Source organism: Peribacillus sp. FSL M8-0224 (assembly GCF_038003055.1).
In the GTDB taxonomy this organism is placed as follows: Bacteria; Bacillota; Bacilli; order Bacillales; family DSM-1321; genus Peribacillus; species Peribacillus frigoritolerans.
Map to the genome: position 1 here is coordinate 150549 of NZ_JBBOOJ010000001.1, position 14598 is coordinate 165146.

The following is a 14598-nucleotide window of genomic DNA, read 5'->3' on the forward strand; positions in this document are numbered from 1 at the left end:
ATGTGTGTGATGAATTTCATCTAGTTGTTAGAAACGATATGGGTTCGATACGAGGGTTAGAAGAAATAATAAATAAGTTAAAAGCATCATTAATAGAATTGAGATGCGAGTCAACATGGGCTAGTACCACTCTTGGTGATGATCAAACAGCAAATGTTTATTATTTTCACGCTGACGAGAATGCAAAGAAAAGAAAATTATAAGATTGATTACAAAATCGCTTTATGAGTGGGAAATGCCAAATTCACCTGAAGATTTGTCATTTTTTAAACAAGGAAAGTTTTGGTTTTGCTACTTCTTCGCATGAAAAACAATGCTTTATTTATCCTGAAAATGATACCGAAGCTTCTAGGATTAAGGATATTGAAGGCTTAAGAATTCAAGAATTGGAAGATTAACAAATGGGAGTTTTCCTTGATTAAAATAAGGGTGAATCCTATATACCTTTACAAAGCATGAAAGAGTCTCAACTTAAATGTTGAGGTCTTTTTTCTTTGTATTGGATACGCAAAAAAGGTTGCTGGAGGACGGCGCTATGGGGATAGGCGTATCACCTTAGAATTACGTAACCAAGGTGCTCGCATCAAGTGTAATTTTGTATAGGATGAAACAAGTCCTTCCATTCCATGTTTTAGATAGCGACCCATCTTTTCAGAGGGGATAAACCTCATGTCTTTCTTGTTCTTTTTCCTTCTAAGTACTCTAAAACTGCATTTGATTTTTGGTCTATCGTATATTTAGGAAAAAAACCGCACCCCAATTGTTAAATGTTGTCTAACAATTGGGGTGCGGTTCAAAGACAGCCATTTATTTCTAGTACACGGCTTTTTGTAATTTGTGAATGACCTCTAGTGAAAGCCCGGTTCCGATGGCAACTGATTCAAGCGGGTTATCCGCAAGTTGGACAGGGACGACGATTTCATTCGTCAGCCATTCCTGTACCCCGTTGAGAAGTGCACCCCCGCCGGATAGGATGACTCCTTGATCGACGATATCCCCGCTCAATTCAGGAGGACAATCTTCCAAGGTGGCCCTTATCGCCTCCAGTATATGAAGAAGCGATTCCTGGATGGCTTCCTGGACGTCAGTGGATGATATTGTAATCGGTTTTGGTAGCCCCGTTACAAGATCGCGGCCCCTGACTTCCATGGTGATCACGGAATGTTCAACGAGTGCGTAGCCGATTTCTTTTTTTATTTCCTCGGCTGTTCTTTCCCCAATCAGCACATTATGTTTTTTCCTGACATATTGGCTGATATCTTCATCCAATTGATCTCCGCCAATTCTGATTGAATTGCAGGAAACGACGCCGCCATAAGAAATGATTGCGACTTCAGTCGTTCCGCCGCCGATATCAACGATGACATTGGCAACGGGCTCTTCGACAGGCAGGCCCGCACCTATTGCTGCTGCTACTGGTTCCTCGATAAGGTGGACCTGTTTCGCTCCGCAGCTTTTGACTGCATCCTGAATGGCCCTTCTCTCAACTGAAGTGGAACCTGATGGTGTACAGACCACTACACTAGGTTTGCGAATCGATAAACCTAGGGCCTTGCTTGCTTTTTTCATGATTTCCTTAAGCATTTGCGCGGTCACATTAAAATCCGCAATGACACCATCCTTAAGCGGACGGATTGCCACGATATTTCCAGGTGTTTTCCCGATCATGTTTTTTGCATCAACACCGACTGCCAATACTTTATTAGTCTCTATATCAATGGCCACCACAGATGGCTCATTAAATACGATTCCTTTATTTTTACTGTAAACTAGCGTATTTGCAGTTCCTAAGTCAATGCCTATTTCTGTATTTGATAACATCTAGTCACCCCTCCATAAGAGTTTGACCCCCTATATATATTATTCTACCTTTTATTGCGAGTTTGTGGGGGTGGGAAATCTAGTAAATGGTGGAAGTGCCATGCTGTTTCTTTTCATGGAGCGAAAACATGATTAAATATAAAAAAGTGCACTGGAGAAGGCAATTGCTTTTAGTATATTTCCATGCTGCGCTCCTTGCTACAGTCGAAACAAGCGTGGATGACAGCTTTGAACCAACTTATTTTATGTTAAGATATAGATGAAAAACCGCTTAGATAAAGAAGGTAATTTTGTGAGTGTAAATTTAATCGAGAGTAAGAGTTTTAGAATCATTTTTACAGCTTTTCTAGCATTCCTGGGTGGTTACGCGTTTGATAGCCTTGGCATATACCTGCCATGGATGCTAGGACCATTATTCGTCGTGATGATTGCGAAAGTGAAGTTAAGGAAGTACTTATATTGGTCTAAAACCTTTAGAAGTACTGGATTGGTCATTCTAGGTTTACAATTGGGCAGTTCATTCACGAAACAATCGTTAAATGAGATGATTGAATATCTGCCTGTAATGCTTTTTACGACAATCGCAATCATTTCATTTACAGTGTTGACTGGCTGGTTTATCGGAAAACGAATGAACTTATCCTTGGGCACATCCATGCTTGGCAGTTTCCCGGGAGGTCTTTCCCAGATGGTGGTCTTAAGTGAGGAAATGAAGGATAGTGATGAAACGGTTGTAGGCTTTATGCAAACACTGCGGGTCATCCTGGTGATTTCCATTGTTCCGTGGATTGTGACTCATGTAATGTCAGTTGAACCAGGTGCGGTAATGGCCGTCACGGAGCGGCCGTTTTTCTTATTTGAATATGATGGGAAATTAGCCATCATGATGTTGTTAACCTTGCTAGTGTTCATTTTCATCACAAAGAGAGCCAATTTTCCGCTGCCTTTTTTGCTAGGACCTCTCATGGCAGCAGCACTATTCAATTTAGCAGGCCCAGGTGCCCCGCAGATTCCTGACTTTTGGTTGAACCTGTCGCAATTGTTGATCGGCGCACATTTAGGCTACACACTGAAGGTAGATAATCCCCGACTTTTCAGGAAGATGTTCGGAGCCGTGTTCGTCATTAATGTCCTATTGATTGGATTTTGCTATTATCTATCCATTCAGTTTGCCCCAGCCCTATCTTTACAGGCGAATGAACTTTTTTTGAGCATGGCGCCAGGCGGCGTCGCCGAAATGGCAGTCACAGCCATGTCTGTGCATGTGGATTTATCCGTTGTCACAAGCTTTCATTTATTCAGGATCTTATTCATTTTATTTTTTCTGTCCCCCATCATAAAATGGCTGGCCGGAAGAAACCACGGGAAACAAGAACAGGGACAAAGCTGACAGGCTTTGTCCTTTTCTTTCGGAAAAACTGAAGAGTGAGAAAAAATGTCAGCAATATGCGGAATTTACGAGTAAAGTGTGAAACTCACAAGTAAAAGCACGAAACCCACGAGTAAAAGTGTGAAACTCACGAATAAAAGCGTGAAAACCACAAATAAATGCGCATATTCCAGATGTTATGAGAAAATCATGTACGGAACATGCTTGAGGTTCCATTCTTGAAGGAATATTTGTGCTGTTGATAAGCTCATGCAGGCAATAAGGTGGGTAGATTTTGTGATGATTTAATGAAAATTGAAATCGAATAGTAAAATAATCCTCACTTTTTTTTAACTTCATCCGATATAAGGAGGAGACGAGACTTTAAATGAATGGGTGAGTATTATGGATATAACATCAGTTTTGGGCGTAGTTCTTGGTATTGTAGCCATCTTAGTCGGAATGGTGTTGAAAGGTGTTAGTGTAACGGCGCTGATTAATCCGGCGGCTATTTTGATCATCATTGTAGGGACGATAGCTGCTGTCGTAACGGCTTTCCCTTTGTCGGAATTAAAAAGACTGCCAAAAGTATTCAAGATTTTATTCTTTGAACAAAAATTGACAAAGCCGGAAGATTTAATAAAAACCTTTTCGGAATGGGCGGTCATTGCCAGGAAGGAAGGCTTATTGGCCTTGGAAAGCATTTCGGATCAGGTGGATAATGCCTTTTTGAAAAATGGCTTGAACCTAGCAGTCGAAGGTCAGAGTGCCGATTATATTCGTGATATTTTAGCAGAGGAAATAGACGCGATGGAAGAACGTCATCTAAGTGCGGCGGCAATTTTCAGTCAAGCCGGTACATACGCTCCGACGCTTGGCGTATTGGGTGCGGTAATCGGGCTGATTGCTGCATTGGGTAATATGGCTGACACGGAGGCATTGGGACATGCCATATCTGCAGCGTTCGTCGCGACCTTGATGGGGATTTACACGGGGTATGTGTTATGGCATCCTTTTGCCAATAAGCTCAAACGGAAATCGCAGCAGGAAGTCAGAATCAAAGAAATGATGATTGAAGGGATTTTATCGATCATCGAAGGGGAAGCGCCGAGAACGATTGAACAGAAATTAACATCATATTTGCCTGCTGGAGATCGTAAAAAGTGGTTGGAAGGCGATGTGAGAGAAGATGGCTAGCCGCAAAAAGAAACAAAGGCATGAAGAGCATATCGATGAATCATGGCTGGTTCCCTATGCCGATATCTTAACATTGCTTCTTGCGCTTTTTATCGTTTTATTCGCTTCAAGTTCGGTTGATGCAGTAAGGTTCCAGCAGTTGTCCAATGTATTTAACCAGGTTTTTACAAGCGGAACGGGTTTTATGGATTTTCCAAGTGATTCCCCCAGCAATGAGCCGACGTCACCAGAACAAAGAACAGGTGCAGAAGATCTTGAGAAGCTAGGGGAAAACGAGCAGGAAGAACTTACGGAAGTTCAGGAGCGCGTAAATGCCTATATCGAAAAGAATGATTTGACGGATAAATTGGGAACGAACCTTACTGATGAAGGCATGTTGATTTCAATTAGGGAAAATGTGCTGTTCGAATCGGGTGTGGCCGAGGTGAGAAGTGAAAACCGTAAAATTGCTAAAGAAATCTCGGAGTTACTGGTCATGGACTTACCCAGAAACATCATCGTAAGCGGACATACCGATAATATTCCTATTAAAAATTCCAAGTATGAATCCAACTGGGACCTGAGTGTGATGCGATCCGTGAATTTTATGAAACTTCTCCTCGAAAATAAGGATTTGGATCCCGAAATGTTCAGTGCTAAAGGACATGGGGAATTCAAGCCGGTTGCTTCCAATGAAACGAAAAAAGGAAGGGCGAAAAACCGGAGAGTTGAAATCCTAATCGTTCCACGGACAGCGATAAATGAGTGAAAACCTGTCAGGAATGGACGGGTTTTTCTTTTTGAAGGAGAATATATGGAAAGAGAATACACAAATGTGATGGAAGAAATCGTTGTGACATGGGTGCAGGTTTTAATGTCAGGTATAGAATACCAAACATTTTGTTCGTGCAGGAAATGTAAAAATGACATCATCACATTATCATTGAATAACCTGCCTAATTACTATGTAACCACGGAAGTAGGGCGGAAAAGGATATTTGGAAATTTGAATACAGAAGAAAACAGGAAATGGATCAATAAAAGAATCATCAATGCGATACACGTTGTTGGCCAGTACCCTAAACATTGATTCGCGGTATTTTACTCATAAACAAAAGGTCAACTATTAATTATGTGTTTTATTTATAGTGTCAGAGGGAACATAAATAAAGTGCAAAGTAGGTTCATTCGATCAAAAATTGAGGAGATGAATGATTATGGGTAAAAAAATCGCATGTGTAGTAACGAATATGTTTGAGGACTCGGAGTATAGTGAACCGGCAAAAGCATTTGAAGAAGCCGGCCATAAGGTAACGACGATTGAAATGGTAAAAGGGAAAACGGTTAAAGGGAAACAAGGGGAGGTGGAAGTCGAGATTGATGAAAGCATCGACTCGGTGAAACCGGAAAGTTTCGATGCGTTATTCATCCCCGGTGGGTTCTCGCCTGATCAACTGCGTGCTGACGAACGCTTCGTATCTTTCGCAAAATCGTTCATGGATGATAAAAAACCTGTATTTGCGATCTGTCATGGTCCGCAGTTGCTGATTACGGCCAAAACACTTGAAGGACGCCACGCAACAGGGTATACATCCATTAAAGTCGATATGGAGTATGCAGGTGCCACATATTTGGACAAAGAGGTTGTGGTTTGCGGCAACCAGCTTGTAACCAGCAGGACACCTGAAGATCTTCCGGCATTTAACCGGGAATCGCTCAATCTATTGAAATAATGAAAAATCCCGGCAGCTGCCGGGATTTTTCATTTTAAAGGATTCATATACTTCAATCTTTGCAGTAAAATAAAAGGAGAGACGAATAAAAAAGGAAGTGTCACGATTGATCGTATTAAAATCTGCACGTGAAATTCAAGCGATGCATGAATCGGGTAAAATTTTGGCAGCTTGTCATAGGGAGATTGCAAAGTTGATTGTTCCTGGTGTGACAACATGGGAAATAGAAGAATTTGTTGAAGGATTCTTAAAAAAACATGGTGCGAAGCCGGAACAAAAGGGTTACAAAGGGTATGAGTATGCGACATGTGCCAGCATAAATGAAGAAATCTGTCATGGTTTCCCTCGTAAGACCCCTTTGAAAAACGGAGATATCGTAACGATTGATATGGTCGTCAATTATAATGGGGCCCTTGCTGACTCTGCTTGGACGTATACGGTCGGTAAGGTTTCAAAGGAAACCGAACATTTAGTGAATGTGACGAAGGAATCTTTATATAAGGCGATTGAAGTATGTGTGGAAGGCAATCGGATTGGAGATATAGGTCATGCCATACAAACATATGTCGAAGCGGAAGGCTTCTCTGTCGTTCGTGATTTCATCGGACACGGGATAGGGAATGTCATTCATGAAGAGCCTCAGGTTCCGCATTATGGACTGCCGAATAAAGGTCCTCGTCTTAAGGAAGGAATGGTATTCACCATCGAGCCAATGGTAAACGTAGGTACATATAAAGCAAGCCGGAACCCGAATGGATGGACGGCATCCACTGCAGATGGGAAATACTCGGCTCAATATGAGCATACGATTGCCATAACGAAAAACGGTCCGCTTATTCTAACCGAACAGTGAATATAAAAAAACAGCATCGATTATGATGCTGTTTTTCATTTTAATCAATGGGGCGTTCCAATGAATACAAATCCTCTTCGATATTTCCTAATCTGTCCTCCATGACTTTTTTAGCATCTTTGATCCCTTCATTGTAAATAAAGGGAGCGATATTTTCGAAAATGAACTGCAAGTGATTTTCAGCAGCAATTTCACCGATTTCCTTCCCATGTTCCTGATACACATATTCTTGGATACTTTCGATCATTTTACGGCGTTTTTCTATGGGGAATTGAATGAACATTGTCCCACTCCTTCATATTTGTTCTAAAAACCATGTAATGAATTGATCCGAATCCAAAGGGAAGACAGGTACTGAAGCATGATTCCTGGTTCGTTCAAGACATTCGGGCCAAGCCACCGCTGCCTTGACATTGGTAAGCCGTTCCAATAACGGGAGGTCACTTTCTTCCTTGATTAAAATGACCTTGGGAAAATCCTCTTGCTTATACCCTTCAATTAAAATCACATCAGGGAGAAATAGACACAGTAATTGAATCAGCTCAGTGATAGGGGCGCTCCCCCTGAAATTGCCGAGCAGCTCGATTGTTCCATCTCCTTCAACAAGTGAAGCGGCCGCCCCAGCAAGAAAGTGTTTATTGGAATCCTTCGTGCCTGTAACATCTGGTTTTCCGCCATGTCCATGATGTTTTAAAACGGCTGTCTCTAATTTTGCTTCGCGAAGCTTTTTGATTAAAGTCGTTATGAAGGTCGTTTTTCCTCTATTTTGGTAGCCAACCACCTGAAAAATAAAGGGCTTCACCAAGGCCATTTGGAACCTTCCTGGTCATCGAGGAGCAGGATGTCCACGAAGTCTCCCGTTTGGAAACCACGTGTCCCCCCAGGTAAGACGGTCAGTGAATTGGCACCTGCCAAGCTTGTTGTAATATTGGATTTATCCACACCGCTTGGAATTACCTTCATCTGGCCAGATTCGTAAAATAATCGGGTGCGAAGCAGACGTGAGAAAGGATTGGGTTTTAAGAAGTCCTCTGCCAATTGGGCCGTCTCTTTTCTTAAATGCGGATGTTCCGAGAACAGCATCGTGCGGATGATCGGTCTTGCAAATAGTTCAAAGCCGACATAACTGGCGGATGGATTGCCGGATAAACCGAATAAAAATTTGTCATTATATACCGCTACGGTCGTCACGCTGCCGGGGCGCATGGCCACTTTGTTGAATAAGACATCGGCGCCAATCTTTTGATAAATATCCGGGAGAAGGTCAAAATCACCGACAGAAACTCCTCCTGTTGTAATGAGCAGATCCACTTCCTCCAAAGCAGTTGAAATGGCCTCGTAGCTTAATTCGAATTCGTCCTTAAGCTTTCCGTAAAAACGGACTTCCCCCCCGGCCCTCCGAATTTGGGCGGAGATGGCATGTGAGTTGCTGTTTCGGATTTTCCCAGGCTGCAACGGTTCATGAACATCAAGCAGTTCCGATCCCGTAGCGAATAATCCGACGACAGGCTTCCTGGCAACTGGCACTTCCGCATAACCGAATGTTGCCAGCAAGCCGATGATCCCTGGATTGATCGCTGTTCCTTTTTTTACAAGAACATCGCCTTTCTTAGCATCCTCGCCTTGAAAAGAAACGTTTTCGCCTTCCTTAAGTGAGCGTTTAAATGATATGTACTTCTTTCCGTCCTTTTCGAATTCCTTCGTAAGTTCAAGCATGATTACGGCATCACACTCAGCTGGCATCTGGGCTCCAGTCATGATTCTTGCCGCTTGATTTTTTTGAACGGGAATAGTCGATACCATACCCGCAGCCAACTCTTCCACCACTTCGAACTCGAGAGGGTTATTTATGGAACCTTCAGAAGTATCCTTGGACCTGAGGGCGAATCCATCATATGGGGAGCGGTTAAAATGCGGAACATCATTTGTAGCTACAATATCCTGAGCCAAAAAACGGTCTTGGCTGTCCTCTAGGGGAATCAGTTCCACATGTCCTGTTAATTTATGCTTCATCACTTTTTCCACTGCTTCTGCGATGCTGATGGGCGTTCTTCTTTCTACCATGCTTACAACTCCTGTCCGTTTTCAATTTCTATATCAAATGTAGCAGAAATTTTTGGAAAATGAAAAAAATCCTCACCGGTATGGGAGGATTTGAATGTTACTTATTACGCAGTCTTCCAAGTTCTTCAGCGATCGCTTCCATTTCACGGACACTGAAATTCGTTTTTTTCATCACCATTGTATAAATATCGTGCAGTTCTTCGTACATTTCGATATCAAAATGAGTTGATTTGATTGCACCGAAGTTCATCACTTTTAATTTATCCTTGATTGCCTCGATCATAAACTCGACACTTTCGGCTGTGTTTTGCGTTAAATCCATTTCCTTCATCCTTTCATACGTTCCTAAATTATTTTCATCTTTGCATGATTACCGCTGGAAGTCAATGAGTATTCGGGTGGGATATGAAGCTTGACCCCGGATAATCTTGGTGATCTTCGCGTTTTAAAGTGAGAGAGTTTGGGAAAAGATAGGAAAAAACTTTTTTAAACATTGTATAATGGAGAGAGCTACCATTATCCATCAACTAATATATGACGAGGAGGAGAATATATGAGCAACATTCGAGAAGAATATAAGTGTGCCAAGAAAAGTAAATTTATGCAAGCGGTCTTTATTGGGGCGTTAGCTGGGGCGGCAATAAGCCTTTTTGACAAGCAAACGCGTTATTCTGTATTGGAAAACAGCAAAAGCTGCATGAGTAATATGAAGGAATTCGTGAAGAATCCCAATGGGGTGCTTACACAAGTACGTGAAACATCATCCAAGGTCCGTTCCACTGTTGAAAAAATTTCCGAAGATGTATCCTTCATTTCCCAAAAGGTTGAGGAAATGAAAGATATTCCATCACAAGTTGCCCAAGTGGTGATGGAGACGAAGGAAGTTTTTACTGCAGAGGAAGAAGAGCAGTCCTCTAGAGACCACGAACGAATTTCCTTAAATTAAAAAATGGGGTGGAGGTATGGCCAATAAAAAAGAATGGCTGAAAGGCTCATTCTTCAAGACTTTGGTAAAACGGTTACAGGTCGATGATGTGTCGGGGCTTGCCGCACAGCTGTCTTATTTCTTCTTGCTTTCCCTGTTTCCGTTACTTATTTTTTTATTCACTTTATTGGCCTATCTGCCATTTTCACATGAAGATATATTAAATACCGTCCGTACATATGCACCTGACGATTCGATGAAAATCATTGAAGCTAACCTATCGGAAGTGATGGAAGCGAATGGGACTTTATTGTCGTTTGGTGTCATCGGAACGATATGGTCGGCATCGAATGGGATGAATGCAATCATTAAAGCATTTAACCATGCATATGGTGTAAAAGAAAGTCGAACTTTCTTTATTTCCCGGGGAATGTCGATTCTTCTCACTTTAGCGATGATTTTTGTTTTTATTGTCGTTTTATTGCTGCCGGTATTCGGAAAACAGATCGGAGTGTTCCTATTTGCCGAAATTGGACAATCCGATGAGTTTCTTACGATTTGGAACCAACTTCGCTGGGTGGTCAGTACGCTTGTATTTTTAATTGTGTTCACCATCCTTTATTGGATTGCGCCCAACATTAAGCTAAAGTGCATAACCGTACTGCCTGGTGCAATCTTTGCAACGGCAGGATGGAGCCTCGCTTCTTTTTTGTTTTCATTTTATGTGGAGAACTTCGCTAATTATTCCGCAACATATGGAAGTCTTGGAGGGATAATCGTATTAATGGTCTGGTTTTATTTATCGGGGCTCATCATCATACTGGGCGGGGAAATAAATGCGCTCATTAGTGAAAGGAAAAAGCCAGAATGTGCATGAGCTTCCTGGAGTTCCCGTAATAGCGGACTATCATGCTGCGGATACTATTCAAGAAATGACAACTTTTAAAGAGGAGGAGTTCATTCATGAGTAAAAAGGATGGCAGCACAAAACAAAAAGGAAAAAATAAAGGTTCGAACCATAAAACATCAGGTTCTGCAAACGGTAAGAACGGATATCACTAAATGAACATAAAAAAGGGAGCCTTGGATGGCTCCTTTTTCATGGTTTAGTTTCTCAAAAGTCTTAAGCTGTTCAGTATAACGAGGATTGTGCTTCCTTCATGGCCAATGACACCATATGGGAGGTCCAGGAATTGAAGGAAATTGGATGCTATCAGGATCATGATCACCGAAATGGAAAAGATGACGTTTTGTTTGATGATCCGATTCATCTTCTTGGATAATTTGACTGCTTCCGCGATGCGCGGCAGGTCATTCTTCATCAGAACGACATCCGCTGTTTCCAAGGCAACATCCGTTCCTTCACCCATTGCAATACCAACAGATGCTGTTGCCAGAGCAGGTGCATCATTGATGCCATCCCCAACCATCGCTACAGTGCCAAAATGTTCTTTAAGCTTTTTCACTTCAGTCACTTTCGTTTCTGGCAGGCATTCGGCAATATATGCATCAATATGGCTCTCCGAGGCAATCGCTTTAGCCGTTTTTTCACCATCGCCTGTCAGCATGACGGTATGGATGCCCTCATTCCTCAAAGCTTCGATGGCTGTAACTGTCTCTTCACGCATGACATCTTTCAAAGTGAGTATACCGGCAATTCCGTAATCATCTTTAGCATACACGATTGTCTTACCTTGTTCAGCCAATGTCAGCGCAATGCCATTTTGGAATCGTTCTGCTTCACTGCGACCGACGAAATCAGCTTTTCCTACCTGCCAAAGTACGCCATTGATGTATGCTTGAACCCCATTACCTGAGATATCTTCCATGTTATCCGGTTTAATGATATCTCTTTGCAATTTCGTTTTGGCATAACGAACGATCGAAGTTGCTAATGGGTGGTTCGAATAATTTTCAACAGATGCAATGTGAAATAAGAAATCTTCTTCGTTTAAATCTTCGCGGATAATGACATCCGTTACCGCTGGTTTTCCTTTTGTCAATGTACCGGTTTTATCCAAAGCGATCGCCTGCAGGTTACCTAGATTCTCAAGATGGATGCCGCCTTTAAACAAAATGCCATGACGTGCACCATTTGAAATGGCAGAAAGTGTAGCTGGCATAATAGAGGCCATAAGGGCACAAGGAGAAGCGACAACGAGCAGGACCATCGCTCTGTAGAATGTTTCAGTCCAGCTCCACTCCAATAGGAAATGGGGTACGAACATCATCAAACCGACAACCGTCAATACCACTTTTACATAAGTCCCTTCAAACCGTTCAATGAACAGCTGGGAAGGGGACTTTTCACTTTGTGCGGATTGAACGAGATTGATTATTTTTTGAAATAATGTTTCACTTGCCGGTTTGGTGATTTCCACGGTAATCGTACCACGGAGATTAACCGTTCCAGCGAAAACTTCATCATCCAATGATTTACTGACTGGTATGGATTCGCCAGTAATGGCGGCTTCATCGATATTGGTACGTCCGTCCGTGATTTTTCCATCTGAAGGAACTCGCTCACCCGGTTTCACTAAAATCAGATCCCCGACATACAACTGGGAAACGGACACGGTTTCTTCATATCCGTTAGTGATGCGCAGTGCTTCTTCAGGCTGTAAGTCCATAAGTGCCGAAATTTCTTTATGGCTTTTATTCATCGTGTATGTCTCAAGGGCGCCGCTTAAAGCGAAGATGAAAATCAAAATGGCACCTTCCGTCCAGTATCCGATGACCGCAGAACCGATGGCCGCAAAAATCATCAGCATCTCAACATTCAATTCCCGGTCGGCAATCGTATCTTCTATACCTTCTTTTGCCTTGGCAAATCCACCAATCAAGAAAGAGGCTACGTATATGACGATGGAAGTGGACTCCACTCCGTTCTTTGAAAGGGCCCAGCCCAATACTATTAATAAACCGCTGAATAATGCTGCAAAAAGTTCTAAATGAGGTTTTGCTTTTTCCAACCAAGTGGTTTTGCATGTAGCCGGTTGGGTTAAATGTTTAGTATCTGTAGTCATAAGATTCCCTCCCACATTCTTCTCTATTTTGTGTAAATGATATAGATTATCATTTGATTAATATCTAATTGAGAAAGATAATCAACGTCATTTCTCTGGATAAAATATGAAAGCTGCCATCGTAATTGCGATGACAGCAATGTTTTCAAAGGTTTATAAAGGTGATGTCCCTTTTGTTAATATTATATTACCACATATCCTATTCAGAAATAAAGAAGAATGATTCTAATCTAGTAAAAAATATAAAGTATCGAATCTCCAATATACAGGCACTCTTGATAAATACCGGTCAAATTGAATAATAAAAGAAGGAGTCCAGATAATAAACTATATTACATAACAGAAGCAGGCATTTTCTCCTTAAACAAGGCCAATGAAATGAAGACAAGGAAAAGCATGATGCTGATCATGTAGAAAAAATTCCCGCCTTGGATATGTTCAATGACAAGGCCGCCAAAAAATGGACCGCCGATGCTGCCGAGACTAAAGAAAATACTGCATAATAAATTTCCTGCAGGTAATAGGTTTCGAGGCAAAAGATCTGCCATATAACTGATTCCCAGCGAGAAAGTGGAACCAACCATCATTCCGCCAAACATAAAGCAGATGAATAGACCAAGCACTGAATAGGAATAAATCCCTGCAAGCGTGAATATGGCAAATCCTGAAAAAAGGATCGTCAGCAAGGTCTTTCGCCGTCCAAAACGGTCACTTATCATCCCTAAGGGAATCTGGGTAAGCAGGGTCCCCGCGGAAAATGCCGGAATGATGATGGAAACTGCGGTTAAATCGATTCCGGAACGCAGGGCGAATACAGGAAAATTGCTATTCAATGATGCCTCAAGCACGCCGAATGTGAACGGAAGCAAAAATGCGACCCAAGCTATGCGGCTCACTTTCGTAAACCTTTTGAGTGTGCCCAGGAATGAGGTGCTTTCGGAATCATCCTGTTCAGGAAGTTCGTTTCTAATAAGGAAAACAGCAGACCAAGCCAGAAGGCTAAGTATGGATGTGATGATGAAAGGCAAAGACTGATTAATCTCGAGAAGCTTCGTCATCAGCGGGCCTACCATGAAGCCAAGACTGAAGAAAAGTCCATAAATGGCGAGATTCCTTCCGCGCTTCGTTTTAGGTGAAATGGCAGTGATCCAGGTCTGGGTAGCAAAGTGAAGTGTATGATCGCCGATTCCAATGAAGAAACGGAGGACAAACCAAAACCAGAATGATTTCCAAACAGGAAATAAGGCTAGCGATAGAATGACCGTTATCCCGCCAAATATTATCAATGGCTTATAGCCGTATTTACGGAGCGGTGCTTCCATAAAAGGAGAAATCAACAGAATTCCAATATAAAGCGAGGCTGCATGAAACCCGTTCAGGGATGAGCTAAGTCCGTCATTTTCAAAAATGATGGCAATGATCGGCAGAAGCATCCCTTGAGAAAACCCCGATATGCCGACAATTAAGATTAAAACGCTAAAAAGCAATTTATTATTCATAAAATCAAGTCTCCTAAGAAATGTATACCTTCTTGATGTTACATCTTAGGAAGAGGATTAAGCAATAGAAATTTGGGTAAATATTGACAAGAAGAGAGAAGGTGATAAAATTTTCCTTTGTCTTCGCCCGAA

General features: G+C 42.0%; 15 protein-coding genes. 8 read left to right on the forward strand and 7 right to left on the reverse strand.

Features of this window, described 5'->3' with window-relative positions; all coding sequences use genetic code 11:
• Window positions 1-813: 813 nt before the first annotated feature.
• On the reverse strand, window positions 814-1821 hold the full coding sequence (mreBH, locus tag MKX49_RS00710) for a rod-share determining protein MreBH (RefSeq protein ID WP_034305687.1): 1008 nt from the start codon (window positions 1819-1821) through the stop codon (window positions 814-816).
• Window positions 1822-2113: 292 nt separating this feature from the next.
• On the opposite strand from mreBH, the gene MKX49_RS00715 reads away from it, so the two are divergent.
• The 6 genes from MKX49_RS00715 (at window position 2114) to map (ending at window position 6952) form a co-directional block, all read left to right on the forward strand.
• Complete coding sequence (locus MKX49_RS00715) at window positions 2114-3211, forward strand: AbrB family transcriptional regulator (protein WP_336863761.1); 1098 nt, start codon at window positions 2114-2116, stop codon at window positions 3209-3211.
• Between the two features lie 384 nt (window positions 3212-3595).
• Entirely contained in the window at window positions 3596-4387 is a 792-nt protein-coding gene (gene motA, locus MKX49_RS00720; protein WP_063595237.1) for a flagellar motor stator protein MotA, read from the forward strand.
• Window positions 4380-5135 carry a flagellar motor protein MotB gene (gene motB, locus MKX49_RS00725; protein ID WP_340874244.1) on the forward strand — a complete coding sequence of 252 codons (756 nt, stop codon included), beginning with the start codon at window positions 4380-4382 and terminating at the stop codon, window positions 5133-5135. Before motA ends, motB begins: the two co-directional genes overlap by 8 nt.
• Window positions 5136-5180: 45 nt before the next feature.
• Window positions 5181-5456, forward strand: coding sequence for a late competence development ComFB family protein (locus tag MKX49_RS00730; RefSeq protein WP_072272367.1), 276 nt, complete (start codon window positions 5181-5183; stop codon window positions 5454-5456).
• A gap of 127 nt (window positions 5457-5583) precedes the next feature.
• Window positions 5584-6099 carry a type 1 glutamine amidotransferase domain-containing protein gene (locus tag MKX49_RS00735; RefSeq protein ID WP_034305681.1) on the forward strand — a complete coding sequence of 172 codons (516 nt, stop codon included), beginning with the start codon at window positions 5584-5586 and terminating at the stop codon, window positions 6097-6099.
• A 106-nt stretch (window positions 6100-6205) separates the two neighbouring features.
• A complete protein-coding gene (map, locus tag MKX49_RS00740) occupies window positions 6206-6952 on the forward strand; it encodes a type I methionyl aminopeptidase (RefSeq protein WP_034305678.1) in 747 nt (248 codons plus the stop codon).
• 40 nt (window positions 6953-6992) lie between these two features.
• On the opposite strand, the gene MKX49_RS00745 is transcribed toward map, so the two are convergent.
• The 4 genes from MKX49_RS00745 to MKX49_RS00760 form a co-directional block, all read right to left on the reverse strand.
• Window positions 6993-7235, reverse strand: a complete 243-nt coding sequence (locus tag MKX49_RS00745; protein WP_034305676.1) for a DUF2164 domain-containing protein — start codon at window positions 7233-7235, stop codon at window positions 6993-6995.
• A gap of 12 nt (window positions 7236-7247) precedes the next feature.
• A complete protein-coding gene (mobB, locus tag MKX49_RS00750; protein WP_063595233.1) occupies window positions 7248-7763 on the reverse strand; it encodes a molybdopterin-guanine dinucleotide biosynthesis protein B in 516 nt (171 codons plus the stop codon).
• The gene (locus MKX49_RS00755) at window positions 7751-9016 is read right to left on the reverse strand and encodes a molybdopterin molybdotransferase MoeA (protein ID WP_336863768.1); all 1266 of its coding nucleotides are present in this window, start codon (window positions 9014-9016) and stop codon (window positions 7751-7753) included. The genes mobB and MKX49_RS00755 overlap by 13 nt, the downstream gene beginning before the upstream one ends.
• A 97-nt stretch (window positions 9017-9113) precedes the next feature.
• Window positions 9114-9338 (reverse strand): DUF1128 domain-containing protein, encoded by a 225-nt coding sequence (locus tag MKX49_RS00760; protein WP_034305672.1) that lies wholly within the window; start codon window positions 9336-9338, stop codon window positions 9114-9116.
• A gap of 231 nt (window positions 9339-9569) precedes the next feature.
• On the opposite strand from MKX49_RS00760, the gene MKX49_RS00765 reads away from it, so the two are divergent.
• Both MKX49_RS00765 and MKX49_RS00770 read left to right on the forward strand, forming a co-directional pair.
• Window positions 9570-9962, forward strand: coding sequence for a hypothetical protein (locus tag MKX49_RS00765; RefSeq protein WP_063595231.1), 393 nt, complete (start codon window positions 9570-9572; stop codon window positions 9960-9962).
• 16 nt (window positions 9963-9978) lie between these two features.
• Window positions 9979-10818 carry a YihY/virulence factor BrkB family protein gene (locus MKX49_RS00770; RefSeq protein WP_340874247.1) on the forward strand — a complete coding sequence of 280 codons (840 nt, stop codon included), beginning with the start codon at window positions 9979-9981 and terminating at the stop codon, window positions 10816-10818.
• Between the two features lie 229 nt (window positions 10819-11047).
• On the opposite strand, the gene MKX49_RS00775 is transcribed toward MKX49_RS00770, so the two are convergent.
• Both MKX49_RS00775 and MKX49_RS00780 read right to left on the reverse strand, forming a co-directional pair.
• Window positions 11048-12967 carry a heavy metal translocating P-type ATPase gene (locus MKX49_RS00775; protein WP_336863772.1) on the reverse strand — a complete coding sequence of 640 codons (1920 nt, stop codon included), beginning with the start codon at window positions 12965-12967 and terminating at the stop codon, window positions 11048-11050.
• 332 nt (window positions 12968-13299) lie between these two features.
• The gene (locus MKX49_RS00780; RefSeq protein WP_048685135.1) at window positions 13300-14466 is read right to left on the reverse strand and encodes an MFS transporter; all 1167 of its coding nucleotides are present in this window, start codon (window positions 14464-14466) and stop codon (window positions 13300-13302) included.
• Window positions 14467-14598: the final 132 nt, after the last annotated feature.

Bases quoted from the DNA above. Each gene is read 5' to 3' on its own strand.
- MKX49_RS00775 (WP_336863772.1), bottom strand. From the start codon at position 12,967: ATGACTACAGATACTAAACATTTAACCCAACCGGCTACATGCAAAACC.
- MKX49_RS00735 (WP_034305681.1), top strand. From the start codon at position 5,584: ATGGGTAAAAAAATCGCATGTGTAGTAACGAATATGTTTGAGGACTCG.
- MKX49_RS00770 (WP_340874247.1), top strand. From the start codon at position 9,979: ATGGCCAATAAAAAAGAATGGCTGAAAGGCTCATTCTTCAAGACTTTG.
- mobB (WP_063595233.1), bottom strand. From the start codon at position 7,763: ATGGCCTTGGTGAAGCCCTTTATTTTTCAGGTGGTTGGCTACCAAAAT.
- motB (WP_340874244.1), top strand. From the start codon at position 4,380: ATGGCTAGCCGCAAAAAGAAACAAAGGCATGAAGAGCATATCGATGAA.
- MKX49_RS00745 (WP_034305676.1), bottom strand. From the start codon at position 7,235: ATGTTCATTCAATTCCCCATAGAAAAACGCCGTAAAATGATCGAAAGT.
- motA (WP_063595237.1), top strand. From the start codon at position 3,596: ATGGATATAACATCAGTTTTGGGCGTAGTTCTTGGTATTGTAGCCATC.
- MKX49_RS00760 (WP_034305672.1), bottom strand. From the start codon at position 9,338: ATGGATTTAACGCAAAACACAGCCGAAAGTGTCGAGTTTATGATCGAG.
- MKX49_RS00765 (WP_063595231.1), top strand. From the start codon at position 9,570: ATGAGCAACATTCGAGAAGAATATAAGTGTGCCAAGAAAAGTAAATTT.
- MKX49_RS00780 (WP_048685135.1), bottom strand. From the start codon at position 14,466: ATGAATAATAAATTGCTTTTTAGCGTTTTAATCTTAATTGTCGGCATA.
- MKX49_RS00755 (WP_336863768.1), bottom strand. From the start codon at position 9,016: ATGGTAGAAAGAAGAACGCCCATCAGCATCGCAGAAGCAGTGGAAAAA.
- MKX49_RS00730 (WP_072272367.1), top strand. From the start codon at position 5,181: ATGGAAAGAGAATACACAAATGTGATGGAAGAAATCGTTGTGACATGG.
- mreBH (WP_034305687.1), bottom strand. From the start codon at position 1,821: ATGTTATCAAATACAGAAATAGGCATTGACTTAGGAACTGCAAATACG.